General features: G+C 69.0%; 24 protein-coding genes. 15 read left to right on the top strand and 9 right to left on the bottom strand.

The window, feature by feature from the left end; all coding sequences use genetic code 11:
- Nucleotides 1–28: 28 nt before the first annotated feature.
- Both KL771_RS20235 and KL771_RS20230 read left to right on the top strand, forming a co-directional pair.
- Nucleotides 29–1,162: an FIST N-terminal domain-containing protein gene (locus KL771_RS20235; RefSeq protein ID WP_261970327.1), complete on the top strand. Its 1,134-nt coding sequence runs from the start codon at nt 29–31 to the stop codon at nt 1,160–1,162.
- Nucleotides 1,159–2,535, top strand: a complete 1,377-nt coding sequence (locus tag KL771_RS20230; RefSeq protein ID WP_261970326.1) for an ATP-binding response regulator — start codon at nt 1,159–1,161, stop codon at nt 2,533–2,535. Before KL771_RS20235 ends, KL771_RS20230 begins: the two co-directional genes overlap by 4 nt.
- Before the next feature lie 34 nt (nt 2,536–2,569).
- Here the strand turns inward: KL771_RS20230 and KL771_RS20225 are convergent, their stop codons facing one another.
- The 3 genes from KL771_RS20225 to KL771_RS20215 all read right to left on the bottom strand — a co-directional run bounded on the left by KL771_RS20225 (nt 2,570) and on the right by KL771_RS20215 (nt 5,667).
- Nucleotides 2,570–3,952, bottom strand: coding sequence for an HD-GYP domain-containing protein (locus tag KL771_RS20225; RefSeq protein ID WP_261970325.1), 1,383 nt, complete (start codon nt 3,950–3,952; stop codon nt 2,570–2,572).
- A 254-nt stretch (nt 3,953–4,206) separates the two neighbouring features.
- A complete protein-coding gene (locus KL771_RS20220; RefSeq protein ID WP_261970324.1) occupies nt 4,207–4,566 on the bottom strand; it encodes a hypothetical protein in 360 nt (119 codons plus the stop codon).
- Nucleotides 4,567–5,010: 444 nt separating this feature from the next.
- Entirely contained in the window at nt 5,011–5,667 is a 657-nt protein-coding gene (locus tag KL771_RS20215; RefSeq protein ID WP_261970323.1) for a glutathione S-transferase family protein, read from the bottom strand.
- 269 nt (nt 5,668–5,936) lie between these two features.
- Here KL771_RS20215 and KL771_RS20210 point away from each other — a divergent pair, with 269 nt between their 5' ends.
- From KL771_RS20210 to paaE, 8 genes are all read left to right on the top strand, one after another.
- Entirely contained in the window at nt 5,937–7,151 is a 1,215-nt protein-coding gene (locus tag KL771_RS20210; protein WP_261970322.1) for a polyhydroxyalkanoate depolymerase, read from the top strand.
- Between the two features lie 169 nt (nt 7,152–7,320).
- Nucleotides 7,321–8,580, top strand: a complete 1,260-nt coding sequence (coaBC, locus tag KL771_RS20205; RefSeq protein ID WP_261970321.1) for a bifunctional phosphopantothenoylcysteine decarboxylase/phosphopantothenate--cysteine ligase CoaBC — start codon at nt 7,321–7,323, stop codon at nt 8,578–8,580.
- Nucleotides 8,573–9,511 carry a PaaX family transcriptional regulator C-terminal domain-containing protein gene (locus KL771_RS20200; RefSeq protein WP_261970320.1) on the top strand — a complete coding sequence of 313 codons (939 nt, stop codon included), beginning with the start codon at nt 8,573–8,575 and terminating at the stop codon, nt 9,509–9,511. Before coaBC ends, KL771_RS20200 begins: the two co-directional genes overlap by 8 nt.
- 147 nt (nt 9,512–9,658) lie before the next feature.
- Nucleotides 9,659–10,660: a 1,2-phenylacetyl-CoA epoxidase subunit PaaA gene (gene paaA / locus KL771_RS20195; protein WP_261970319.1), complete on the top strand. Its 1,002-nt coding sequence runs from the start codon at nt 9,659–9,661 to the stop codon at nt 10,658–10,660.
- A gap of 58 nt (nt 10,661–10,718) precedes the next feature.
- Complete coding sequence (paaB, locus tag KL771_RS20190) at nt 10,719–11,006, top strand: 1,2-phenylacetyl-CoA epoxidase subunit PaaB (RefSeq protein ID WP_261970318.1); 288 nt, start codon at nt 10,719–10,721, stop codon at nt 11,004–11,006.
- Between the two features lie 205 nt (nt 11,007–11,211).
- Complete coding sequence (gene paaC / locus KL771_RS20185; protein ID WP_261970317.1) at nt 11,212–11,964, top strand: 1,2-phenylacetyl-CoA epoxidase subunit PaaC; 753 nt, start codon at nt 11,212–11,214, stop codon at nt 11,962–11,964.
- A 13-nt stretch (nt 11,965–11,977) separates the two neighbouring features.
- Nucleotides 11,978–12,544 (top strand): 1,2-phenylacetyl-CoA epoxidase subunit PaaD, encoded by a 567-nt coding sequence (paaD, locus tag KL771_RS20180; RefSeq protein ID WP_261970316.1) that lies wholly within the window; start codon nt 11,978–11,980, stop codon nt 12,542–12,544.
- A gap of 142 nt (nt 12,545–12,686) precedes the next feature.
- The gene (gene paaE, locus KL771_RS20175; RefSeq protein WP_261970315.1) at nt 12,687–13,772 is read left to right on the top strand and encodes a 1,2-phenylacetyl-CoA epoxidase subunit PaaE; all 1,086 of its coding nucleotides are present in this window, start codon (nt 12,687–12,689) and stop codon (nt 13,770–13,772) included.
- A 118-nt stretch (nt 13,773–13,890) separates the two neighbouring features.
- Here the strand turns inward: paaE and KL771_RS20170 are convergent, their stop codons facing one another.
- Entirely contained in the window at nt 13,891–14,898 is a 1,008-nt protein-coding gene (locus KL771_RS20170) for a DMT family transporter (protein ID WP_261970314.1), read from the bottom strand.
- A gap of 436 nt (nt 14,899–15,334) precedes the next feature.
- Here KL771_RS20170 and KL771_RS20165 point away from each other — a divergent pair, with 436 nt between their 5' ends.
- The 4 genes from KL771_RS20165 to coaA all read left to right on the top strand — a co-directional run bounded on the left by KL771_RS20165 (nt 15,335) and on the right by coaA (nt 18,127).
- Complete coding sequence (locus KL771_RS20165) at nt 15,335–15,670, top strand: hypothetical protein (protein WP_261970313.1); 336 nt, start codon at nt 15,335–15,337, stop codon at nt 15,668–15,670.
- 111 nt (nt 15,671–15,781) lie between these two features.
- Nucleotides 15,782–16,558 carry an imidazole glycerol phosphate synthase subunit HisF gene (gene hisF, locus KL771_RS20160; RefSeq protein WP_261970312.1) on the top strand — a complete coding sequence of 259 codons (777 nt, stop codon included), beginning with the start codon at nt 15,782–15,784 and terminating at the stop codon, nt 16,556–16,558.
- Nucleotides 16,559–16,617: 59 nt separating this feature from the next.
- Nucleotides 16,618–16,941, top strand: a complete 324-nt coding sequence (locus KL771_RS20155) for a phosphoribosyl-ATP diphosphatase (protein WP_261970311.1) — start codon at nt 16,618–16,620, stop codon at nt 16,939–16,941.
- A 214-nt stretch (nt 16,942–17,155) separates the two neighbouring features.
- Nucleotides 17,156–18,127 carry a type I pantothenate kinase gene (coaA, locus tag KL771_RS20150; protein ID WP_261970397.1) on the top strand — a complete coding sequence of 324 codons (972 nt, stop codon included), beginning with the start codon at nt 17,156–17,158 and terminating at the stop codon, nt 18,125–18,127.
- Nucleotides 18,128–18,154: 27 nt separating this feature from the next.
- Here coaA and KL771_RS20145 read toward each other — a convergent pair whose 3' ends face one another.
- From KL771_RS20145 to KL771_RS20125, 5 genes are all read right to left on the bottom strand, one after another.
- Entirely contained in the window at nt 18,155–18,973 is an 819-nt protein-coding gene (locus KL771_RS20145; RefSeq protein ID WP_261970310.1) for a hypothetical protein, read from the bottom strand.
- A gap of 14 nt (nt 18,974–18,987) precedes the next feature.
- Nucleotides 18,988–19,449 carry a type III secretion system chaperone gene (locus KL771_RS20140; protein ID WP_261970309.1) on the bottom strand — a complete coding sequence of 154 codons (462 nt, stop codon included), beginning with the start codon at nt 19,447–19,449 and terminating at the stop codon, nt 18,988–18,990.
- 174 nt (nt 19,450–19,623) lie between these two features.
- Complete coding sequence (locus KL771_RS20135; RefSeq protein ID WP_261970308.1) at nt 19,624–20,304, bottom strand: response regulator transcription factor; 681 nt, start codon at nt 20,302–20,304, stop codon at nt 19,624–19,626.
- A 135-nt stretch (nt 20,305–20,439) separates the two neighbouring features.
- Nucleotides 20,440–21,642: an aminotransferase gene (locus KL771_RS20130; RefSeq protein WP_261970307.1), complete on the bottom strand. Its 1,203-nt coding sequence runs from the start codon at nt 21,640–21,642 to the stop codon at nt 20,440–20,442.
- A gap of 26 nt (nt 21,643–21,668) precedes the next feature.
- Nucleotides 21,669–23,987, bottom strand: a complete 2,319-nt coding sequence (locus tag KL771_RS20125; RefSeq protein ID WP_261970306.1) for an NADP-dependent malic enzyme — start codon at nt 23,985–23,987, stop codon at nt 21,669–21,671.
- Between the two features lie 318 nt (nt 23,988–24,305).
- On the opposite strand from KL771_RS20125, the gene KL771_RS20120 reads away from it, so the two are divergent.
- Entirely contained in the window at nt 24,306–24,608 is a 303-nt protein-coding gene (locus KL771_RS20120) for a hypothetical protein (protein ID WP_261970305.1), read from the top strand.
- Nucleotides 24,609–24,677: the final 69 nt, after the last annotated feature.

Raw genomic sequence — 24,677 nt, 5'->3', positions numbered from 1 at the left:
CCGGCCGGCGCGATCGTCCGGGGGAATCATGACCGCGTCGGCCCATGCGGATGGCGTGTCCACGGCGCTCGACCAGATCGCCGGCGTTCTCGGCGATCCGGGTGCCATCGGCTTCCTGCTGGTCTTCGCCAGCCCGGTCTATGATCCCGCCGGCCTTGCGGCCGGGCTGACGGAGCGGTTTCCGGGCATCGGTTATGCCGGCGGCACCACGGCCGGGGAGATCGGCCCCGAAGGCCTGGACGAGGGCAGCCTCGTGGTCGTGGCCCTGCCGCGCGACGGCTTCGTCGTCGAAACCGCACTCCTGCCGGACCTGCGCAGCTTCACGGTCGAGCAGGGGCCGGAAATCGTCTGGCCGCTGCAGTCGCGCCTCGCCCGCCGGACCGCCGGCCTTGCCGAGGGTGCCACCTTCGCGATGACCTTTCTGGACGGGATGTGCCGGCGCGAGGAGGTGGTGGTCGCCGCGCTGCAGCGCTGTCTGGACAACATGCCGCTGGTCGGCGGCTCCTGCGGCGACGGACTGGATTTCCGCAATACCTGGGTGTTCCACGACGGCCGGGCCTGGAACAATGCCGGGATCCTGGTCCTGATCCACACCGACCACCCCTTCGAACTGATCCGCTCGGAGCATTTCGAGCCGACCGACGTGAAGCTGGTCGTGACCGAATGCGACGGCGAGACCCGCACCGTGTCGGAGATCAACGCCGAGCCGGCCTCGCTCGCCTATGCGGAGGCGGTCGGCCTGGATGGCGCCACCCTCGGTCCGCTCTCCTTCGCCTCCCATCCGGTCCTGGTCCGGGTCGGCGGCGAATACTATTCGCGCTCGATCCAGAAGATGAACGAGGACGGCAGCCTGTCCTTCTTCTGCGCCATCGATACCGGCGTGGTGCTGACCGCGGCCCGGCCGGTCGATCTGGTCGGTGCGCTCGGCCGCGCCCTCGGCGAGGTCGACAAGGCGGTCGGCGGGATCGAGGCTCTGATCGGTTTCGACTGTGTACTGCGCCGCCTCGATGCCCAGAACCGGCAGGTCATCCGGCAGGTCAACGATCTCTACCTGAAGCACAGGGTGGTCGGCTTCAACACTTATGGCGAACAGTACCGCACCATGCATCTGAACCAGACCTTCACCGGGGTGGCAATCGGACGCCGGGAGGCGCTCCGGTGAGCGAAAGCAGTCGCTCGCCTGCCGATCCGGCCGCCGTCCGGATCGCGGAACTCGAGACGCGGGTCGCCCGGCTCGAGAAGGTCAATTCGGTGCTGATCGACCGCGTCGAGCGGTCGATGGACAGTCAGGGCTCGGCCTTCTCGCTGTTCCAGACGGCGATCGGCCTCGAACGGCAGATCCGCGAGCGCACCGACGAGTTGACCCGGACGCTGCGCAAGCTGGAGCGCACCAACGAGGAACTGAAGACTGCGAAGGATGCCGCCGAAGAGGCCAACCGCTCCAAGACGCGTTTCCTGGCGGCGGCCGGCCACGATCTCCTGCAGCCCGTCAATGCGGCACGCCTGTCGGTCTCGGCGCTTTCGGACACCCGCGTCTCCGAGGAGGGCCGCCGCTTCGTCCGCCAGATCGACCGATCGCTCAACACGATCGAGAGCCTGCTGCGCACGCTGCTCGACATGTCCAAGCTCGATGCCGGCGTGATGGTGCCGAACCTGACGGCGGTGCCGATCGCCGAGGTGCTGGCAGCACTCGAATCGGATTTCCGCCCCATCGCGCGCCGCAAGGGCCTGCGCCTGGTGATCGCGCCGACCACCGCCTGGGCGGTGACCGATCCGGTCATGCTGCGCCGCATCCTGCAGAATCTGGTCTCCAATGCGCTGCGCTACACCGAGCGCGGCGGTGCGCTGGTCGGGGTGCGGGCACGCGGACCCGACCATCTGCGCATCGACGTGGTCGATACCGGCGCCGGCATCCCGCCCGACCGGCATCTGGCCATCTTCGAGGAATTCCACCGCGGCGGCACCGAAGCCGACGATGGCGAGATCGCCCTCGGGCTTGGCCTGTCGATCGTGCAGCGCCTGGTCGGTGCGCTCGGTCACCTGCTGTCGCTGACCTCGACGGTTGGCCGCGGCACGGTCTTCTCGCTGGTCCTGCCGCGCGCCGAACCGGTCCTGCCGGTGGCTCTGGAGAACCTGATGACCCGCTCGCTGCAAGGCTTCGGCCTGTCCGGGGCGCTGGTCGCGCTGGTCGAGAACGACGAGGCGGTGCGCGAGGCGACCACGGCGCTGCTGGAACGCTGGTCCTGCCGGGTCGCGGCCGGGCGCAGCATCGACGCGGTGGTGACCGCCTTCGAGGCGGAGGGCCGGGCGCCGGATCTGGTTCTGGCCGACTACCATCTCGATGCCGGCCGGACCGGCATAGAGGCGATCCGGGTGCTGCGCCGGCGCTTCGGCTGGGACATTCCGGCCATCGTGGTCACCGCCGACCATGGCGACGAGGTTGCCCAGCAGGCGGCCGCCTCCAGCGCGGAACTGATGCTGAAGCCGGTCAAGCCGGCGGAATTGCGCGCGCTGATGACCCATATGCTGCAGTGATCCGCGTCTGCGGCCCCGCAGGCCGCCGCCGCGATCAGGCGACGAGGGCGAGCCGGCCCTCGGAGGCCTGGATCGCCCGCTCCAGGGCGGCAAGGCAGGCCGGGTCGAAGGCCGTTCCGGCATCGGCGCGCATGATTCCGAAAGCCTTCGCGACCGGCATGGCCGCCCGGTAGGGCCGGTCCGCCGTGAGGGCGTCGAACACGTCGGCGACCGAGACGATGCGCGTCTCCTCCTCGATCTCGTCGCCGCGCAATCCGCGCGGATAGCCCCTGCCGTCGAGGCGTTCGTGATGGGCGCCGCCGATGCGGGCCATCTCGCAGAAGACCGGCACGCGCGACAGGATCTCCTCCGACAGGGCGGCGTGGCGGCGCATCTGGCGCCATTCCTCGTCGTCGAGCTTGCCGTTCTTGTCGAGGATGGCATTGGAGACGCCCAGCTTGCCGATATCGTGCAGCAGGGCGGCCCGCTTCAGCCAGCGTCGCCGCGCCGGCGGATAGTCCATCTCGGCGGCGATCAGATCGGCATAGAGCGCGACGCGCTCCGAATGGCCGGACGTGAACGGGCTCTTGGAATCGACGATCTGCGCGAAGGCGCGGGCGATGTCGTCGAGATAGTCCTCGTCGACCGTGATGGTGCTCCGGGCCGGGGCCAGCGCGAAGACCACATCGGCGATGCCCTCCGAGGCCAGCGTCGCCCAGAAGGCCGGGTCGGCCGCGGCGGCTTCGAAACAGGCGACCGCCTCCGGGTCGAGCCAGTTGCCCTTGCGGGCGCGCACTTCGGTCAGCGACGCCTCGCGGCCGGCCGCCGAGTGGAACACGTCGGCGACCTGCGCGAGGAGTGCGATCCGCGCGTTGATCGGGATGGCCGTGCCGGCGAGGCGGTCCGGCCGGCCCTGGCCGTCCCAGTGCTCGTCGAGCGAATGGACTCCTTCGGAAACGCCGGCGGGGAAGCGCAGGCTGCGGGCGATCGCCGCTCCGCGATGGCAGCGCGTCTGGATCAGGTCGTCGACGATGGTCTCGCCTTCGCGCATGATGTTGAGCAGGGCGCGTAGGCGGTCGCCGAGGGCGGAGCGCCGGCCGGTATGGGACAGGATGAAGCCGAGCACCTTGGGCAGGCTCGACCCCATCGTCTTGGCGTCGCGCTTGAAGGCAAGGTCGTCGGACAGGTAGAGTTCGCAGATGCGCGCCGCATTGCTGGAACAGCCGAGGTCCTTGAGCAGGATCGTGTAGTAGAGGTCCCAGAGCTGGTCTTCCGGCAGCCCCATCCGGCGGCCGACCTGCATGCCGATCCAGGTCGAGCGAACGCAATGGCCGACCGGTTGCCCCTCGGTCAGGTCGAGCGCATAGCTCAGGGCGCCCAGAAGAGCCGCCAAGGGAATGTTCTGCGCGCGGTCCGGCAGGAAGGAAGTGTGGTTCACCGGACTGCGCCTCCCGCTTTGTCTTGAGCCGACGCGCGGTAGTCTTGCCCAGGAATGTTAATTTCGGACTATGGAATACTTCAAATCCTTCGGATTCGGGCCTGCCGGGCAGGCGCGTCATCTCCGTGCCGCTCCGGGCGCGCGGATACCCGCGACGCGCACGGGCAGGGCGGGGCCGGCCGATCGGGGCCACGTCCCGGCCTGTCCGTGCCCCGTCTCCTGCGTCGTCGCCGTGTCGGCCGGCTTCGAACCGATCAGCTTCGCGTCAACCGCCGGGCATTCGAGCGCACGCGCTTGAGGGCCGGGCGGAGCGCCGTCTCGGCGATGGCGAGCGAGCGGCCGGGCAGATGTTCCGGACGCAGGCGGCCCATGGCGTAGTCCATGGCCAGTTGTTGTGCCGCCGCGCCGCCGGCGAGGGCGCCCTGCCAGGCGGCGGTCATCTTCTCGGAGGCGGCGCGCTTGACCTCCGCACTCGGCGGTCGGGTCGGGTTCAGGGCCAGGGCGGCGAAATGCGGCAGGCGATGCGTGATGGTCACTGCGGCGTTGAGGCTTGCCGCCTGCGCACCCATCATGAAGCGCGTCGTGTCGAAGAACAGGCGGGTCCAGGGATCCATGGTGACGTCCTTGTCGGAAAGCGGCGGCCGGTCGACCGGCGATGGGAGCTTGGCGAGGCGTGCGTGCGGTGGCGGCCGGATGGCGGTCGCGATCCCAGGGGGGCGCGCGGTCGCCGCGCGGGTCGGGCTTCGTGTATCGGAGGGCGACCGCACCGCGGCCAATGGGTGTGCCGCCGGCCGTGCCGTCAGGAAAAGGCTTTGAGAATCAGGAAGGTGCCGGGAGGAAGCGGGCACGCCATTGGGTCGGCAGGGCGCACCCGGATAGGAACAGCGAGACCGGGGCGAAAGGGCCTCGCCTTCGCCGCTGATCATCAACCCGCGAGCGGCGAAAAGGTTCGGAGGTGGGCATGCCGGCGGGACGAAATATCGGCGGACTGGTCTGGCCCCGCCAGGCCGGGACTTGGCCAAGCCCCGATGGGCCGGGCCTTTGCTGCGGCCCGGTGCTCAGAATTCGACGTCGAGTTCTTCCAGTTCCTCCGGCTCGGACTTGGCCGCCGCGATCCATTCCGCCATCGGTGCCCAGGCCAGGATGGTCTGGCAATAGGCCTTGCAGGGCGCATCCAGCTTCACGTCGTAGGTGACGAAGCGGGTGCAGACCGGCGCGTACATGGCGTCGGCGACGGTCGGCTTGGCGCCGAACAGGAACGGCCCGCCGGAGGCCGTCAGGCATTCGCGCCAGATGGTGACGATCCGGTCGATGTCCGGCAGCGCGCCGTTCCAGACCTTGAAGTCGGGATAGTGGGCTCGAAGATTCATCGGCAGGGCGGAGCGCAGATTGTAGAAGCCGGAATGCATTTCGCCGGCGATCGCGCGGCAATGGGCGCGCTGGATGCGGTCGGACGGCAGGATGCCGGCCTTGGGCTTCAGCTCCGCCAGATATTCGGCGATCGCCAGCGTATCCCAGACCCGGGCGCCGTCATGGGTCAGGCAGGGCACCAGGAAGGACGGCGACAGAAGCAGCAGTTCGGCCTTGGTCGACGGATCGTCGAGCGGCATCACCTGTTCCTGCACGTCGAGGCCGGCCATCCGGCAGAGCAGCCAGCCGCGCAGCGACCAGGACGAATAGTTCTTGCTCGAAATGGTCAGTGTCGCCCGTGCCATGTCGTTCCCCTGGTGGCGGTGGCCCCGTGCCCTCGCGCCGCGCTGCGCCCGTGTGAGCAGGTGCGCTGAGAATTATCTCGCAGCGCAAAAAGAATTGCACTAGCGTTTCCACATGAGACCAGCGGGCAAATGCGTAAGCGCGGGTCTGACGCCGCAACACCCGGCGGCCGGGCGGGATCGCCGGGCCACGGAAACCTGCTGCGGCATCATATCGGTAGATCGCCCGACAGCGTCCGCCGGACGCCGGGCGCTCCAGGGGGTTGGGCCGGATGCTCTATTTCGCCTACCAGTGCCAGGACGACCTGATGGAGCCGATCCGTGCCGCGGCGGCCGGAGCGCTCGACTATTGGGGCGACTGGGCGCGCGCCGGGGGACTGCCGGGATCACGGCGCATGGCAGCCCAATGGGAAATGGTCAGCCGGATGCGGATGTCGCATCACCGGCCGGACTACGGCATCACCGCCGTGACCACCGGCAACCGCGAGGCGACGGTCACCGAGGAGGCGACCTTCTCGACGCCGTTCGGCACGCTGCTGCGCTTCCGCAAGGATGTCGACATCGTCCAGCCCAAGGTGCTGCTCGTGGCGCCGCTGTCGGGCCATTTCGCCACGCTGCTGCGCGCCACCGTGCGCACCCTGCTGGCCGATCATGACGTCTACATCACCGACTGGCACAATGCCCGCGACGTGCCGGTCTCGGCCGGCCGCTTCGGCTTTGAGGACTATGTCGAGCACGTCATCCGCTTCCTGGAGGTGCTCGGCCCCGGCGCCAACGTGATCGCCGTCTGCCAGCCCTGCGTCCAGGTGCTGGCCGCCACCGCCATCATGGCCGAGGACGACAATCCGGCGACGCCGAAGACCATGACGCTGATGGCCGGGCCGGTCGATACCCGCATCAACCCGACCAAGGTCAACGAACTGGCCACCTCGAAACCGATCCGCTGGTTCGAGGACACGCTGCTCGCCAGCGTGCCGGCGCGCCATCGCGGCGGCGGGCGGCGGGTCTATCCCGGTTTCATCCAGCTGATGGCCTTCATGACCATGAACATGGAGCGCCACGTCAAGCAGCACCAGGCTTTGTACGATCATCTGGCGCGCGGCGAGACCGCCGAGGCCGAGGCGATCAAGACCTTCTACGACGAATATTTTGCGGTCCTCGACCTGCCGGCGGAATTCTACATCGAGACGGTCGATTTCGTGTTCCAGCGCGCCCTGCTCGCCAAGGGCGAGCTGACCTTCCGCGGCCGCACGGTCAATCCGAAGGCGATCCGGCGCACCGCGCTGCTGACCGTCGAGGGCGAGCGCGACGACATCTGCGCGCTCGGCCAGACGGTCGCTGCCCACGACCTCTGTTCCAGCCTGCGCCCCTTCCTGAAGCGCCACCACATGCAGGCCGGCGTCGGCCATTACGGCGTCTTCTCCGGCCGCAAATGGGAAGGCCAGATCTATCCCAACGTCCGCAACATGATCCTCGCCAACGCGTGAGGGGCGCAAACCTGTCGATGCTGCCGGCCGCGCCGCGGCTTTGCGGATGATCGTCGATGGGGAGCAAGCTGTTGTTTCGATGGGCGTCCGGATGGCGATCCGGTTTCCACCAAGCCCCGAACCGCATTATGATGCGCGCCCGCGAACTCCCGGCCGAACCGGAGCGACGATGCTGCAGGGCAAGCGCATTCTACTGATCATCGGCGGCGGCATCGCCGCCTACAAGGTGCTGGACCTGATCCGGCGGCTGAAGGAGCGCGGCGCCAAGGTGCGCGCGGTGATGACCGCGGCGGCGAAGGAATTCGTCACCCCGCTCTCGGTTGGGGCGCTGACCGAGGACCGGGTCCATGCGGACCTGTTCGACCTGACCGCCGAGCACGAGATCGGCCATATCCGCCTGTCGCGCGAGGCCGATCTGATCGTGGTCGCGCCGGCGACCGCCAATCTTATCGCCAAGATGGCCAACGGGATCTGTGACGACCTCGCCGCCAACATCCTGCTCGCCACCGACAAGCCGGTGCTGGTCGCGCCGGCCATGAATCCGCGCATGTGGGACCACCCGGCGACCCGCCGCAATCGCGACCGGTTGGCCGCGGACGGCATCGCGATGGTCGGTCCGAATGTCGGCGCCATGGCCGAGCGGGGCGAATTCGGTCCCGGCCGGATGGCCGAGCCGATGGAGATCCTGGCCGCCATCGAGGCCATGCTGTCGCCGCGGCGCCTCCCCGGACAGGCGCTGCTCGCCGCCGATCCGGCCATCGCGACGCGGCCGGGTCCGCTTGCCGGCCGGCGCATCGTGATCACCTCCGGGCCGACCCACGAACCGATCGATCCGGTCCGCTACATCGCCAACCGTTCCTCCGGCAAGCAGGGCCATGCCATTGCGGCCGCGGCCGCCGCGGCCGGCGCGACCGTCGTGCTGGTCGCCGGCCCGGTGACCATCGCCGACCCGCCCGGCGTCATGGTGGTGCATGTCGAGACCGCGCGCGAGATGCTGGCCGCCGTCGAGGCCGCGCTTCCCGCCGACGTGGCCGTGATGGCGGCGGCGGTCGCCGACTGGCGCGTGGCGTCGGAGGCCGACGAGAAGATCAAGAAGGGGCCGGCCGGGGCGCCCGCCCTGAATCTGGTCGAGAATCCCGACATCCTGGCCACGGTCGGCCGGCACCCGACGCTGCGGCCGCGCCTCGTCGTCGGCTTCGCGGCGGAGACCGAGAACCTGATCGCCAATGCCACCGCCAAGCTCGAGCGCAAGGGCGCCGACCTGATCGTCGCCAACGACGTGTCGCCGGAGACCGGCATCATGGGCGGAGATCGCAACACCGTGCGGATCGTCGCGCGCGAGGGCATCGAGGACTGGCCGGACCTGCCCAAGGCGGCGGTCGCCGACCGCATCGTCGCCCTGATCGCCGACAGGCTCGGCCGTGCCTGAGCGCGCCCTGCCGGTCGGCGCCGTGCTGCCGGCCATCCGCCATCCGGCCCTTGCGCTGGCGCTTGAAGTGCTGCACCGGCGCACGCCGATCCGCGCCTGGTCGCTGATCGTCACCATGTTCGGCGATTGCATCTCGCCGCGCGGCGGCTCGATCGGGGTCGGCAGCCTGCAGGACATGGCCGGATCGCTCGGGCTCGATGCCGGCGTCGTGCGCACCGCGCTGACCCGGCTCGCCGCCGACGGCCTGCTCGAGCGCATCCGCGTCGGGCGCAACAGCTTCGCCTCGCTCAGCCCGGCCGCGGAGGCCGATACCCGTCGCGTCGCGCCGCAGATCTATCGTTTCGTCGAGCGGCCCTGGGACGGGCGCTGGCGGCTCGCCTTCCTGGCGCCGGCCGGCGAGGCGTTGGCGGAGACCCGCGCGGCCCTGATCCGGCAGGGCTTCGCGCTGGTCGCGCCCGGCCTCGCCATGGCGCCGCTCGGCGCGGACGGCCGGCTCTATTCCGGCCGCCTGCCCGATCTGGCGGCCTGCGCCTGCCTGGACGCCGCCGGACCGCCCGCGGAAGCGCCGCGCTATGCCGCCGGGCTCTGGCCGCTCGAAGGCGTGGCGCAGGCCTACCGGCAGTTCCTGGCCGATTTTTCGGCCGTCGAGGCGGCCGTCGCGGCGGGTCCCGACCTGGTGGCGATCGAGGCGCTGGCGGTCCGGATCGCGGTGGTGCACGAATTCCGCCGCCTCGCCCTGCGCGACCCGCTGCTGCCGGCCGAAATCCTGCCCGCCGACTGGCCGGGCCGGGCCGCCCGTGCGCTGGCCGGGCGACTCTACGGCCGCGTGCTGGCGCCCGCCGAGGCCTGGCTCGATCGCGAGGCGAAGAGCCTCGACGGCCCTCTGCCGCCGCCGGACGACCGCCTCGCCCGCCGCTTCCCTCCGGTCTGATCTGTCGATCTGAATGCCGGCGCCCACTGCCGAGGGCGCCTGTCCGCGGGTGTCGATATGTTACAGAAAACCGCTTGAAGATCGAAATTTCGTGACATATACTAATTCCAGGTCGCCGGGGACAGGCGGCAGGCGAGGAGGACGCCCATGTATACCCAGGCGCTGAACACGCTCGACCCGCAGGCCGCCGCCGAGGATTCGGTCCTCGAAGCCCGCTTCCAGGCCCGCATCGACGCCGAGGAGAAGATCGAGCCGAACGACTGGATGCCGGCGGCCTATCGCCGGACGCTGGTGCGGCAGATCTCCCAGCATGCCCATTCCGAGATCATCGGCATGCAGCCAGAGGGCAACTGGATCACGCGCGCCCCGTCGCTGCGTCGCAAGGCTGCGCTGCTGGCCAAGGTCCAGGACGAAGGCGGCCACGGCATGTATCTCTATGCCGCCGCCGAGACGCTCGGCGTCAGCCGCGAGGAACTGGTCGAGCAGCTCGTCTCCGGCAAGGCGAAATATTCCTCGATCTTCAACTATCCGACGTTGAACTGGGCCGATATCGGCGCGATCGGCTGGCTGGTCGACGGCGCGGCGATCATGAACCAGATCCCGCTCTGCCGCTGCTCCTACGGCCCCTATGCGCGCGCGATGATCCGCGTCTGCAAGGAGGAGAGCTTTCACCAGCGCCAGGGCTACGAGCTGATGCTGACGCTGTGCCGCGGCACGCCGGAGCAGAAGGCCATGGCGCAGGACGCGCTGAATCGCTGGTGGTGGCCGAGCCTGATGATGTTCGGGCCGTCCGACACGGAGTCGGTCCATTCCGGCCAGACCATGGCCTGGAAGATCAAGCGCTTCAGCAATGACGAGCTGCGCCAGAAATTCATCGACGCGACCGTGCCGCAGGGCCATTTCCTGGGCCTGACCTTCCCCGACCCGGACCTCGCCTTCGACGAGGCGACCGGCCATTGGCAGCATGGCGAGATCGACTGGAGCGAGTTCGCCCGCGTGGTCGCCGGCGACGGCCCGTGCAACCGGCAGCGCCTGGCCGCCAAGCGCAAGGCCGAGGCCGACGGCGCCTGGGTGCGCGAGGCGGCGCTCGCCCATGCCGACAAGCGCCGGCAGCGTCAGGCGGCGGCCTGGCGCGTCGCGGCCGAGTGATCCCGATCACCCGATCTGCATTCGAAAAGCCGCGCCAGACGGCCGGGAGGACATGACGATGACCGAGAAGAAGATGCCGCTCTGGGAGGTGTTCATCCGCTCCCGCAACGGGCTCGCCCACCAGCATTGCGGCTCGATCCATGCGCCCGACGCCGAGATGGCGCTGATCGCCGCGCGCGACGTCTATACCCGCCGCGGCGAGGGGCTCTCGATCTGGGTCGTGCCGTCGGCGGCGATCGTCGCCTCCGATCCGGCCGACAAGGACATGCTGTTCGAGCCGACCGCCTCCAAGGTCTACCGGCACCCGACCTTCTACGAGATCCCCGAGGAAGTCGGGCATATGTGACCGGGCCGCGGCCCCGGCCTTGAGGCCGGCGCCGTACCGCATCGCGCGTCCCGGCCCGGACCCGTCCGGCGTTCCGACCCGGTCTCTGCGCCCGGCCGTCATATGGCCGGCCAGCGCCCTGCCGTCGGCATCGTGCCGGCGCGCCGTGGGCGGGACGTAGCCGAACACGCGCTTTCCATCCGTTCGCCGAAGGCAGGGACGAACCATGTCGACGCCGCTTTTCGCCTACACGCTCCGCCTCGCCGACGATGCCCTGGTGCTCGGTCACCGGCTTTCGGAATGGACCAGCCGGGCACCGACTCTGGAAGAGGAGATGGCGCTGGCCAACATCGCCCTCGACCTAATCGGCCAGGCCCGCGTGCTCTACAGCTATGCCGGGGAGGTCGAAGGCCGCGGCCGCAGCGAGGACGATCTCGCCTATTTCCGCGACGAGGCGGCCTTCGGCAACCTGCTGGTCAACGAGCTGCCGAACGGCGACTTCGCCTTCACGGTCGTGCGCCAGGCGCTGGTCTCGGCCTTCATGCTGCCCTACTGGACCGCCCTGACCGCCTCGCGCGACGCGACGCTCGCCGCCATCGCCGCCAAGGCCGAGAAGGAGGTCTCCTACCATCTGCGCCATGCTGCCGAATGGCTGGTCCGCCTCGGCGACGGCACCGACGAGAGCCGCCGGCGCTCGATCGCCGCGCTGGACGAGCTCTGGCCCTGGACCGGCGAGATGTTCGAGATGCCCGATGATGAGCGCGCGCTGGCCGAGGCCGGCATCGCGGTCGACCGGGCGGCGCTGAAGGCCGAATGGTCGCGGACCGTCGACACCATTCTGGAGGAAGCCACGCTCGACCGGCCGCGCGACGGCTGGATGCAGACCGGCGGCCGCCGCGGCGTCCATACCGAGCATCTCGGCTCGATGCTGGCCGTCATGCAGTCGCTCGCCCGGGCCCATCCGGGCGCCACCTGGTAGGGCGGAGGTCGCCATGGAACCCGCCATTTCCTCCACCGAGGCGGCCGCGCCGGTCTCCCCCGCGGTTCCGGCCGGCGTCGCCGGTGCCGCCGCGGACGAGCGCCGCGCGCGCGCCTGGGCGGCCGCCGCCGGCGTGGTCGATCCGGAGATCCCGGTGCTGTCGATCGCCGATCTGGGCGTGCTGCGCGACATCCGCTTCGATGAGGCCGGCCGGGTCGAGGCGGTGATCACGCCGACCTATTCGGGCTGCCCGGCCATGAACATGATCGCGGTCGAGATCGAGACCGCGCTCGATGCGGCCGGCTTTCCGGGCGCCAGGGTGACGACCGTGCTGTCGCCGGCCTGGTCGACCGACCTGATGACCGAGGCCGGCCGCCGGGCGCTTGCCGGCTACGGCATCGCGCCGCCGGTCGGCCGCGCCGGCGGACGGCGGGCCCTGTTCGGCGAGACGGCCGTTGCCTGCCCGCACTGCGGCTCGCCGGAGACCGAGCGCATCTCCGAATTCGGCTCGACGGCCTGCAAGGCGCTCTACCGCTGCCGCGCCTGCCGGGAACCGTTCGACTATTTCAAATGCATCTGAGCCGCCCGGGCCGGCACCCGCCCGCGGGCTTTCGCCCGCCCGCGGGCCATTGCCCGCCAGCGGGCGACTGCCCGCCGGGCGCCACGCCCCGGTCCCGCTTTCCGCACACGCGTCACGCCGCCGCCACCCCTTGAGGTCTTCGATGATCCCGCGCTTCCACACGCTCACCGTCAAGGATGTCCGCCCGGAGACCCGCGATGCGGTGTCGATCCTGTTCGAGGTGCCGGCCGATCTCGATGAGGCCTATCGCTTCTCGCCCGGCCAGTATCTGACGCTCAGGACCGAGATCGACGGCGAGGAGGTGCGGCGCTCCTATTCGATCTCGTCCGGGCTCGACGACGGCGACATCCGCGTCGCGGTCAAGAAGGTCGAGGGCGGCCGCTTTTCGGGCTTCGCCTGCGCGGCTCTGAAGCCGGGCGACCGGCTCGACGTGATGACGCCGTCCGGCCGCTTCACGGTGCCGCTGGAGGCCGAGGCCGAGCGCACCTATCTGGCGGTCGCGGCCGGCTCGGGCATCACGCCGATCCTGTCCTTGATGAAGTCGGTGCTGGCGCGCGAGCCGAAGAGCCGCTTCGTGCTGGTCGACGGCAACCGGACCTCGGCCGACATCATCTACCGCGGCGAGATCGAGGACCTGAAGGACCGCCATCTCGACCGGCTGACGGTGTTCCATGTGCTGACCCGCGAGAGCGCGGACGTGCCGCTGCTGTCGGGCCGCATCGATGCCGACAAGCTTGCCACCATCGTGCGGCGCGCCTGTCCGGACGGGCATGTCGATCTCGCCTTCCTGTGCGGCCCGCAGGACATGGTCGAGGCGGCGCGCACCACGCTCGAAGGGCTCGGCCTCGCCCATGACCGCATCCATGTCGAACTGTTCACCCCGGCGGCCGATGCCCGGCCGGTGGCGACCCGGGTCGGGTCCGACGCCGAGGCGGTTGCGGCCGGCGGCGCGGCGACGGCGGAGATCCGGCTCGACGGCCGGCGCACCCGGATCGAGGTCGCGGCCGGCGAGACGCTGATCGACGCGGCACGGCGCGCCGGGCTGGAGGCGCCCTATTCGTGCAAGGGCGGCATGTGCTGCACCTGCCGGGCCAAGGTGCTCGAGGGCGCGGTCGAGATGGATGCGAACTGGTCGCTCGAACCCTGGGAACTGCAGGCCGGCTTCGTGCTGACCTGCCAGTCGCACCCGACCAGCCCGCATGTGGTGATCGACTACGACGCCATGTGATCCGAACCGCGCGCCGGGTCCGGGGTCCCCGACCCCCGGCGGGAAGCGGCGCGCCAAACGAAAGCCGGCCGGAACGGGTCCGGCCGGCGCATCCGTCGGATCTCGGCAAAAGGCTCGGTCAGGCCACCGCCCGGCGGGCGTCCCGGGCGCGGATATGCTCGCGATGGGCGATGTAAAGGCCGCTCGCCGCCACGATCGCGCCGCCGATCAGGGTCCAGGCGGTCGGCAGCGCGCCGAAGGCCATGAAGCCGAAGATCGAGGCCCAGATCAGCTGCGTGTAGCTGAACGGCGCCAGCACGGACGCGGAGGCGTGCCGGAAGGCGATCACCAGGATGCCGTGGCCGATGGTCGAACCGATCCCGATCAGGATGCCGAGTTCGATCTGCGACTGGGTCGGCGTCACCCAGACGAAGGGCACGGCGGCGCTCAGCGCCAGGAAGCCGACCCCCGCCGACCAGACCAGCGTCGTCTCCGGCCGTTCCGAGCCGGCCATGATGCGGGTCGCGATCGCCGCGAAGGCCCAGACCAGGGCGGCGCCGGCCGGCATCAGCGCGGCGGACTGGAACACGTCCGGCCCGGGCCGGATCACGATCAGGACGCCGATCAGGCCGACCGCGGTCGCGATCCAGCGGCGGATGCCGACCTTCTCGCGCAGCAGGATCACCGACAGGGCGGTGATGAAGACCGGGGCGATGAAGTTGGTCGCCGTCGCGTCTGCGACCTGGAGATAACGCAGGCCGCCGATGAACAGCACCGAGGACCCGACCATGCCGAGCGCGCGCAGGATCTGCAGGCCCGGCCGCGCTGTGGAGAGGGCGCCGGTGCCGCGCACCGCGACCGCATAGGGCAGCACGATCGCGACGAAGACCGCATAGCGGATCCAGGCGACCTCGATCGCCGGCATCTGGGCCGTCAGCATCTTGGCGATCACGTCCGTCGACGAGAAGAAAACTGTCGACAGTATGATCAGCCCGATCCCGAACAACGCCCGCTCGCGCGGTGCCGTCGCGACGGGGGCAGCCGGTGCGGCGGCGGGACGCGGCGGTATCCGGGCGGGACGGGCGACCAGGCCGATCCCGGATTCGAGATCGGCTAGGGTCGCGGCGGCGGCAGGCGGGGGGCTCATGGGGGTCCTGGAGAGGCGCTTGGCGCCCTGGCCTTGTCTGAAAGGGCCGGCGGCGCTGGAATCGTACAACAAGGTAACCGAGAGACATTTCTCGACCATTTCGCCGATGAGTAAAACACACGAGTCGACAGATGAGGCATGTGCCGAGCGGTCGCGTCTGCCTCGCCATGGTCACGATCCCGCGCCCGGCCGACCGCTTCGCCCCGGTTTCGCCGCATGTGCTGACCGATCGTTGCCGAACCGGGTCTCTTCCGCCCGAAGGTGTCGGAACCACCCCGGCAGTGCGCGCGTTGGGGGAGCGGCGGTGGCGGGGGCCGAGCGGGCTTCAGGCCGCCGAGCGGCTTCAGGCCGCCGAGCGGGCTTCATGCCGCCGTCATGGGAATCGCATAGGCAGACGGGCATTCGAGGCCCGTGCCGCGAGCAGAGGAAGACCGACGTGCGCGACCACCGGTTCCGCGTTCTCCTGATCAGCCGCCCCGAAGAGCCCACCCGCCCCGCACCGCTCTCCTTCTGGTTCCTGGAGCGCGAGGATGCCGAAATGGTCGCCGCCCTGTCGGCGACCGATCACCCCGCCGTCGCCGTCCTCGGCTATGCGCCGGACGGACAGGCCCGCATCCTGCGCTTCCACGGCGGGGCCGAAGGCCGGGCGGCGCTGGCCGACAGACTGGCCGTCTTCGCCGAGCCCGAGGCCAGTGCGACACGGTTCTTCGCCTCCAGCGGTCCGTCGGGGCCGACCAAGCACGCCGACCGGATCACGGCGCCCGCCGCCTGAAATGATGGCCGCCTGATCGGAAGCGGTGCTCTGGCCTCCGGAGCCGGCGTCGTATAGGACACGGGGGCCGGGCGGTCGCGTCCGGCGACCCGACCTGCCGACGGACCCGCCATGCTGAAAGCCCGCGTCATTCCCTGTCTCGACGTCAAGGACGGTCGGGTGGTCAAGGGCGTCAACTTCGTCGACCTGGTCGATGCCGGCGATCCGGTCCAGGCGGCGGAAGCCTACGACGCCGCCGGCGCGGACGAACTCTGCTTCCTCGACATCACGGCGAGCCACGAGAATCGCGGCATCATCCTCGACGTGGTGCGCCGCACTGCCGAGGTCTGCTTCATGCCGGTCACGGTCGGCGGCGGCATCCGCACACTCGACGACATCCGCAACCTGATGGAGGCGGGCGCCGACAAGGTGTCGATCAACTCGGCCGCCGTGAAGGACCGCCAGTTCGTCGCCGACGCAGTGCGCAAGGTCGGCGGCCAGTCGGTCGTCATCGCCATCGATGCCAAGCGCGTTTCCGAGCCGGGCGCGCCGCCGAAATGGGAGGTCTTCACCCATGGCGGGCGCAACCGCACCGGCATCGACGCGATCGGCTATGCGCGCGAAGTGGTCGGTCTCGGTGCCGGCGAATTGCTGCTCACCTCGATGGACCGGGACGGCACCAAGGCCGGCTTCGACCTGGAACTGACCCGCGCTGTGGCCGATGCGGTGTCGGTACCGGTGATCGCGTCCGGCGGGGTCGGCACGCTCGACCATCTGGTCGAGGGCATCCGGGAAGGCCATGCCAGCGCGGTGCTGGCCGCCTCGATCTTCCATTTCGGCACCTACACCATCCGGCAGGCCAAGGAACATATGCTGGCATCTGGTATACCAATGCGACTCGACTCCTGACGGCGAAACGCTTAAGAAGCGGCAGCAAGGGCGGTTTTGGCGCCCGGAGACTAGTCCGAATGTCCGGCTTTACCCTCGACGCGTTGGAAACCATCATTGCCGTACGGGCCGGATCGGGCGATCCCGGATCCTACACGCGCAAGCTTCTCGATAAGGGCATGGCGAAATGCGCCAAGAAGCTCGGCGAGGAGGGCGTCGAAGCCGCTCTGGCGGCGGTGTCGGGGGACCGGATCGAACTGGTCAAGGAATCCGCCGACGTGCTGTTTCATCTGCTGGTGGTGCTCCGCGCGGCGGAGGTACCGCTCGCGGAGGTCTATGCCGAACTGGAAAGCCGCACGGTGAGAACCGGGCTTGAGGAAAAGGCGTCCCGGCCCGCGGAGTGAGACCGCCGGACGGGGTGTCGCGGCCGGCGTCCGCCGGTCGAAGCGGACCGGACGATGTCCTTCGGGCGATCGTCCGGATCGGGTGCGGCGGCAGGCCTTGCAGGCCGTCAGGGGCAGGGGGTCCGCCGGCGACGGCGCGGCCGGTCGACGAAAGGGAGCATCGGACGTGGACCGAGGCTCGACGATCGCAGTTGCACAAGACATTCCGGCACCGATGCTGTCGCCGGAAGCCATCGCCCGTCTTCGCGGGTCCGAGGCGACGCCATACCGGACGTTCGACCGCGCCGAGTGGTCCAACCTCCGCGGCGAAACCCCGCTGACGCTGACGGCGGAGGATCTCGCCCGGCTCCGCTCGCTCAACGACCCGATCCAGCTGGACGAGGTCGTCGACATCTATCTGCCGCTGTCGCGCCTCCTCTCCATGTATGTCGAGGCGACCCAGAACCTGTTCCACGTCACCAGCCGCTTCCTCGGCGTGCGCGACGGCAAGGTGCCGTTCGTGATCGGCCTGGCCGGCTCGGTGGCGGCCGGCAAGTCGACCACCGCGCGCGTCCTCAGGGCGCTGATGTCGCGCTGGGCCTCGAGCCCGAAGGTCGACCTGATCACCACGGACGGGTTTCTCTACCCGAATGCGGTGCTGGAGCGCGAAGGCCTGATGCGCCGCAAGGGCTTCCCGGAGAGCTACGACATCCCGGCTCTGCTGAAGTTCCTGTCCGACATCAAGGCCGGCAAGGCCCATGTCGAGGCGCCGGTCTATTCGCATCTGGTCTACGACGTGGTGCCCGGCGGGAAGGTCACGATCGACCGGCCCGACATCCTGATCCTCGAAGGCCTCAACGTCCTGCAGACCACCAAGCTGCCGCGCGACGGCAACGCCGTGCCGTTCGTCTCGGACTTCTTCGACTTCTCGATCTATCTCGACAGCGAGGAACCGCTCCTGCACCAATGGTATGTCGAGCGGTTCATGAGCCTGCGCGAGACCGCCTTCCGCGATCCACAAAGCTATTTCCACCGCTATTCCAAGATCTCGACCGACGAGGCGCTGACCATCGCCAACGATCTCTGGAACAACATCAACCTCGTCAACCTGCGCGAAACCATCTTCCCGACCCGGCCGCGCGCCCATCTCATTCTGTATAAGGGCAAGAGCCACCGGATCGAACAGGTTCGACTGCGGAAGCTCTGAGGCGCGGCCGGTCAGGCGGCCGGTCGGTCAGCTGCCGATCCGGTCGAGGGTCGACAGCAGGTCCTGGGCCTGGTGGTTGGACAGGCGCAGCGAGGCGATCGGGTCCCGCTCGATCCCGCACAGGCGGTCGAGATTCGACAGGAGTTCGTCGGCCTTGCCGGGGCTGAGGCGCAGATTGGCCTCGTCGTGCTTGTCGAGCCACTTGGTGGCGAAGCCGGGCAGCTGGTTTTCGATCGACGCGTTCATGGTCCGGTCGATGACCCCGATGACGTCCTTGAGGTCGCCGATCGTGACCCGCTGGACGCCCTTGACGACGCCCCGATTCTCATCGGTCTCCAGGCTTTTCAGGGGCACGATGCCCTCGCCGTGCTTGGTCTTGACGGCGACCTTCGACAGCATCTCGGCCGCCGAGCCCCCGACGCCGAGGAACAGTTCGGGTTTGTCGTTGGCGAAGGTCATGACCATTTCGTCGATCTCGGATTCCGACAGATGGGAGAGACGCTGGGCCAATTCGCTGGTGCCGTTGGTCCGAAGATCCATCAGCTTTTCCTTGAGGAGGGATTTGCCGAATTCGGCCGCACCGGTGTTGAAGCGCATGCTCAGCGCGACCACGGTCTCCATCGTGACGCCGGACTTCTTGCCGAATTCGACGCCGCCGCGCGACTTGACTGTCGGCGTGTCCGACAGCTTCCTGTAGGCGACCTCCTCGCGCTTCGTCGTATAGCCAAGCGCGAAGTCCGGCTTGGTCAGCGTCCCGCCGGACTTCGTCACGAAGCTGCTGTCCTGCGAGGTGCTGATCACCTGCTTCAGCTGCGCCATGCTGGGGGTGTTGAGAATCGAAGCCATGGCCTGTCTCCCGTTCAAGCGCGGATGAGCGTCGTTTCCTGTCGGGACATCAGGTCGTTCAGCGCCTTGGCATCGGCCACGTCGTCGAGTTCGAGCCCGAGCAGGACGAGCCCCCGGGCGGCTTCGGTCTTGGCGACGATCGCGCTGATCGCCGCGTCGAGCCCGGCGGCGTCGAGCGCGGCGATCGGATGGCTGGCGACCAGCAGGCAGGTCGCGGTCTCCGGGTCGTAGCCGAACGCGTAGCCGCCGCTGCGCATCAGCATCAGATTGAGCTCGAGCAGGCGCCCCGCCAGATCGCTCTCCGACGCCTTGAGCGTGGCGACCGGCGCCGACAGGGTGATGCGCCCGAAGGCCGCCTCGTGCGCCAGAAACAGCGGCTGGCCGCCGATCTCGAAATAGCCGCCGGCGTCCTCGAACTCCACATCGTCGAGGCCGGCCAATCGGCTGAAATCGCCCATGAGTTTGTGATAGTTCATGGTTCATCTCCCGCAATGTTGTAAGTGTATACATTGCGAGGCGCCATGAAGGCGGAATGACAGTCTGAAAAACAATTGATGTCTTTGACTGTCGATAAGCCGACCAATATCAAGATCGACAAGCCGATCGGCAGTTACCGGCAGCTAAAATCATGCCGGCTCAACAATTTTGCATCAAGCCTGCCGGTCGTCGCCGGGCTCCAGGGTGATCCGTTCGAAATCGATCCGGGACGCTTCGATCACCGCCTGGGTCCGGCTGATCACGCCGAGCTTGCGCAGGATCTCGGAGACATGCGCCTTCACGGTGGTCTCGCCGACCTGCAGTTCGTAGGCGATCTGCTTGTTGAGCAGGCCCTGGCGGATCATCTGCAGGACGCGGAATTGCGCCGGGGTCAGCGTTTTCAGCCGTTCGACCAGCCGTTCGCGGTCGTCCTCCGGGATGGCCTGCGGGGGGGCACCCGGAGCATCGGGCGGGGCATGCAGTCCCCCCGCCATGACGGTCCGGATGGCCGCGACCAGCTCGGCCTTTCCGGACGCCTTCGGGACGAAGCCGGACACCCCGTAGGCCAAGGCTTCGCGCACGATGCGCGGATCGTCGAGGCCGGAGACGACGACCAGCGGCAGGCGCGGAAACCGTGACCGGAATTGCAGGATGCCGTCGAAACCGGTCGTGCCCGGCATGGACAGATCGAGCAGGGCGAGATCGAAGGCCGCACCCGGCATGCCCGCCAGGGCGAGCGCCTCGTCCATGCCGGTCGCCTCGACGATCTCCGCCGCCGGATGGGCCGCCATGATGGCGCTGCGCAGTGCCTCGCGGAACAGCGGATGGTCATCGACGATCAGGAACCGCTCCATGCCGCCTCCCGGTTGAAATGTCGTCCGGGCGAGCGAGCCGGTCGGAACGATCCCGGCCCCGTTATGGCGGCAGCGCCCCGACTCCCGCCGGGACCGCCGGCCGCCTCGGCCGTTGTTCCGATCGGTATAGCCCGTTTAGTCCAATTCCAGAAAGCGTTCCGCGATGCGGTCGAGCGCCGCGTCGTCGACATTGGCGAAGGCGATGCGCAGATGACCCTCCTGCCCGGGCCCGAACCAGGAGCCCGGCAGGGTCAGCACGCCGCGCTCCCGGCACAGTCGTTCGGCGACGGCGAGCGCCGGCTGTCGGCCCGGATGGCGCACATAGGCGAAATAGGCGCCGGCCGCCTCGACCCGCCAGCCCGGCACCGTGGCCAACCGGTCGGCGAACAGCGCCGCCCGCCGGTTGATCATGCGCCGGTTCGCGGCCCGCCAGCCGCCGAGCGCCGGGATCGCCCAGGCGATCGCCGCCTGGCCGGCGCGCGGCGCGCAGATCTGCAGACAATCCTGAACCTTGATCACCTGCTCGATCAGGACCGGCGCGGCGACCAGCGCGCCGAGCCGGTGGCCCGGGATCGAATAGGCCTTCGAGAAGCTGTAGAGATGGATCAGCGCCGCCCGGCTGCGGCCGGCGGCGAAAAGATCGTGCGGACGGTCGCGCCCCTCGGGCAGGAAGTCCCGATAGGTCTCGTCCAGGATCAGGAACAGACCGGCTTCCTCGGCCAGATCGGCGAAGGCCGCGATGGTTTCCGGACGGCAGGTGGCGCCGGTCGGATTGTTCGGGCTGACCAGCACGATCGCCCGGGTCTTCGGCCCGATCAGCGCGCGGGCTGCGGCCGGGTCGGGCTCGAAGCCGTCCTCGGCCTTCAGGGCGAACGGCCGCGCGACGATCCCGAGCATGTCGAGGATCATCTTGTGATTGAAATACCAGGGTGCCGGCAGGATGACCTCGTCGCCGGCGCGGGCGACCGTCAGGGCGGCGGCGAAGAAGGCCTGATTGCAGCCTGAGGTGATGACGACGTCGGCGGCATCGACCGGTCCGCCATAGAGCGCGGTCATCTCGGCGGCGAGCGCGGCGCGGAGGTTGGGTTCGCCGGGGATCGGCCCGTAGCGGGTCGTCTCCGGCGCCCCGGCCGCCTCGGCGAGGCGGGCGAGCAGTTCGGCCGGCGGCGGATCGCCGGGGGCCGCCTGGCTCAGGTTCAGGAACGGCCCGGCCCGACCGTCATAGGCGGCCATCCAGGCCTGGGCGGTCGGGATCGGCGGGGTCTCGACGGCCGTCAGCAGGGGATTCGGCCGATGGGGCACCGTCTGCCGATCGATCGTCGCCTCGGTCACCGCCATGGCCTCCGGTTCCTTTCCTGCGTGCCTCAGCGCTTGCGGGCCAGCGCCTCGACGGCGGCCAGCGTCGACATGTTGACGACGCCGCGCGACGTGACCGAGGGCGTCAGGATATGGGCCGGCTTCGCCGCGCCGAGCAGGATCGGGCCGACATGCAGGGCCTCGGTCATCGACTTGATCAGGTTCAGGGCGATGTTGGCTGAGTCCAGGTTCGGGAAGACCAGCAGATTGGCCTCGCCGGACAGGAAGGATGTCGGCATGACGCGCTCGCGGATATCCGGCGATAGCGCCGAATCGCCGTGCATCTCGCCGTCGACCTCGAGGTCGGGCGCTCGCTCGCGGATGATCGCCAGAGCCTCGCGCATGCGCTTGGCGGAGGCGATGTCGCGGGTGCCGAAATTCGACGCCGAGAGCAGCGCGGCCTTCGGCACCAGGCCGAAGCGGCGGATATGGTTTGCCGCCAGGATGGTCGCCTCGGCGATCTCGACGGGCGAAGGCGTGTCGGTGCAGTAGGTGTCGGTCAGGAACCAGGCGCCGCGGCTGTTGATCAGCAGGCTCACGGTCGAGAAGTCGGTGTCGATCGATTCCACGCCGATCACGTCGAGGACGTTGCGGCGATGCCGTTCGAAGCGGCCGTCGATGCCGCAGATCAGCGCGTCGGCGTCGCCGCGTTCGACCGCCAGCGCGCCGATCACGGTGGCGTTGGTGCGCACGATGGTCTTGGCCGCCTCGGGACTGACGCCCTTGCGGCCGACCTTGGAGAAGTAGAGGTCGACATAGTCCTTGAAGCGGGGATCGGAATTCGGGTCGATCACCGAGAAGTCGGCGCCCTGCCGGATGCGCAGGCCGTAGCGCTCCAATCGGTTCTCGATCACCTGCGGCCGGCCGATCAGGATCGGCACGCCGACCTGCTCCTCGAGCATGACCTGCGCGGCGCGCAGGACCCGCTCGTCCTCGCCGTCGGAATAGATGATCCGGGACTTCACCTTGGATTGCTTGGCGGCCGCCGTGACCGGCTTCATCACCAGGCCCGACCGGAACACGAAGCGGTTCAGCCGGTCCATATAGGCGTCGAAATCGGTGATCGGCCGGGTCGCGACGCCCGCCTCCATGGCGGCGCGGGCGACCGCCGGCGCGATCCGGAGGATCAGCCGCTGGTCGAACGGCGATGGGATCAGATAGTTCGGCCCGAACGTGTGGGTGACGCCGCCATAGGCGCGTGCCGCAACGTCCGAAGGCTCCTCGCGCGCCAGCGCCGCGATGGCGCGCACGGCGGCGAGCTTCATATTCTCGTCGATGGTGGTCGCGCCGACATCGAGCGCGCCGCGGAAGATGTAGGGGAAGCAGAGGACGTTGTTGACCTGGTTGGGGAAATCCGACCGACCGGTGCAGATCATGGCGTCGGGGCGGACCGCCCGGGCCTCCTCGGGCATGATCTCCGGCGCCGGATTGGCGAGCGCCATGACCAAGGGCTGCGGCGCCATGCGGGCGACCATGTCGGCCTTCAGCACCCCGCCGGCGGACAGGCCGAGGAACACGTCGGCACCGTCGATCACATCGGCGAGCCGGCGCTTGTCGGTCTTCTGGGCATAGGTCGCCTTGAGCGGGTCCATCAGGGTGGTGCGGCCCTCGTAGACCACGCCCTCGATGTCGGTGACCCAGATGTTCTCGCGCCGCGCGCCGAGGGAAACGAGGATGTTGAGGCAGGCGAGCGCGGCCGCGCCGGCGCCCGACGTGACGATCTTGGCATGCGCGATGCTCTTGCCGGCCAGTTCCAGGCCGTTGAGGATCGCGGCGCCGACGATGATCGCGGTGCCGTGCTGGTCGTCGTGGAAGACCGGTATGTTCATCCGCTCGCGCAGCCGGCGCTCGACCTCGAAGCATTCCGGCGCCTTGATGTCTTCGAGATTGATGCCGCCGAAGGTCGGCTCCAGGGCCGCCACGGTGTCGACGATCAGATCGACCTCCATGGCGTCGATCTCGATGTCGAACACGTCGATGCCGGCGAATTTCTTGAACAGGACCGCCTTGCCCTCCATCACCGGCTTGGCGGCGAGCGGGCCGATATTGCCGAGGCCGAGCACGGCGGTGCCGTTGGAGATGACCGCGACCAGGTTGCCGCGGCCGGTATAGTCGTAGGCCGTGGCCGGGTTGGCGGCGATGGCGAGACAGGGTGCCGCGACACCGGGCGAATAGGCGAGCGCGAGGTCGCGCTGATTGCCGAGCGGCTTGGTCGCCTGGATCTCCAGTTTGCCGGGGCGGGGGTTCTTGTGGAAGAAGAGCGCGGCCTCCTCGAGTTCGCTCAGCCGGACCGGTTCCGGATTTGAAGGCGTATCGATCTCGGACATCGGTTGGCTCCCCTCGCCTGGTCTCTTGTCGCCGTTGGCCGCCCGTCACGCAGGCGTTACGGCCCGGTCGCGTTGCAGGGCGGATCGGCAGACATTATCTCTGGCACCGTAGCGGTCATGCCGGTACGAATCGAGTGCTAGTGTCGGGGCTTTAGCGCATGTTCCGTCTTGGCGAAATCGGCCGGACGACGGAACCGGTCGTTTGCAAAGCTTCGCGATTCCGCCGGGTTGCGCTAAAACGGTTGAATTCGATCCAGGCGGCTGCCTCTGTCGGATAGCCGGTCGACGGCGCCGGGCGGCGAGGTCTGAGGAGGTGCCATGATCACGTTCCTGATTCGCTCGATCGGCCTCTGGATCGTCGCCGGCGCGATCGTGGGCGTGGTCATCGACGGCATGAAGACCATCGCCTCCGGAAAGCTGATCTTGACGCCGCTCGGCACGGTCTGGTCGGATCTCGCGCCGGCCAGCTTCGCCGCCGCCAAGGCCGCCGTGCCGGCTGTAGTCTGGGACAGCCTGTTCCGGCTGATCCTCGCGCTGCCGAACTGGACCGTCCTGTTCGCCGTCGGCCTGGCGCTGGTGGCGATCGGCAGCCGGCGTCGGCGCGCCGCCTTCGTACTCTGATCCGCCGCCGGCCCTCGCCGCCCCGCCGTTTTCTTTCGTCTGCCGGACTTCGCGCCGCGCGCGGGGATC

Origin of the sequence: Prosthecodimorpha staleyi (assembly GCF_018729455.1) — a bacterium.
Taxonomy (GTDB): domain Bacteria; phylum Pseudomonadota; class Alphaproteobacteria; order Rhizobiales; family Ancalomicrobiaceae; genus Prosthecodimorpha; species Prosthecodimorpha staleyi.
Note: the sequence above shows the minus strand (reverse complement) of the source record. Positions and strands in the feature narration are given on the sequence as shown.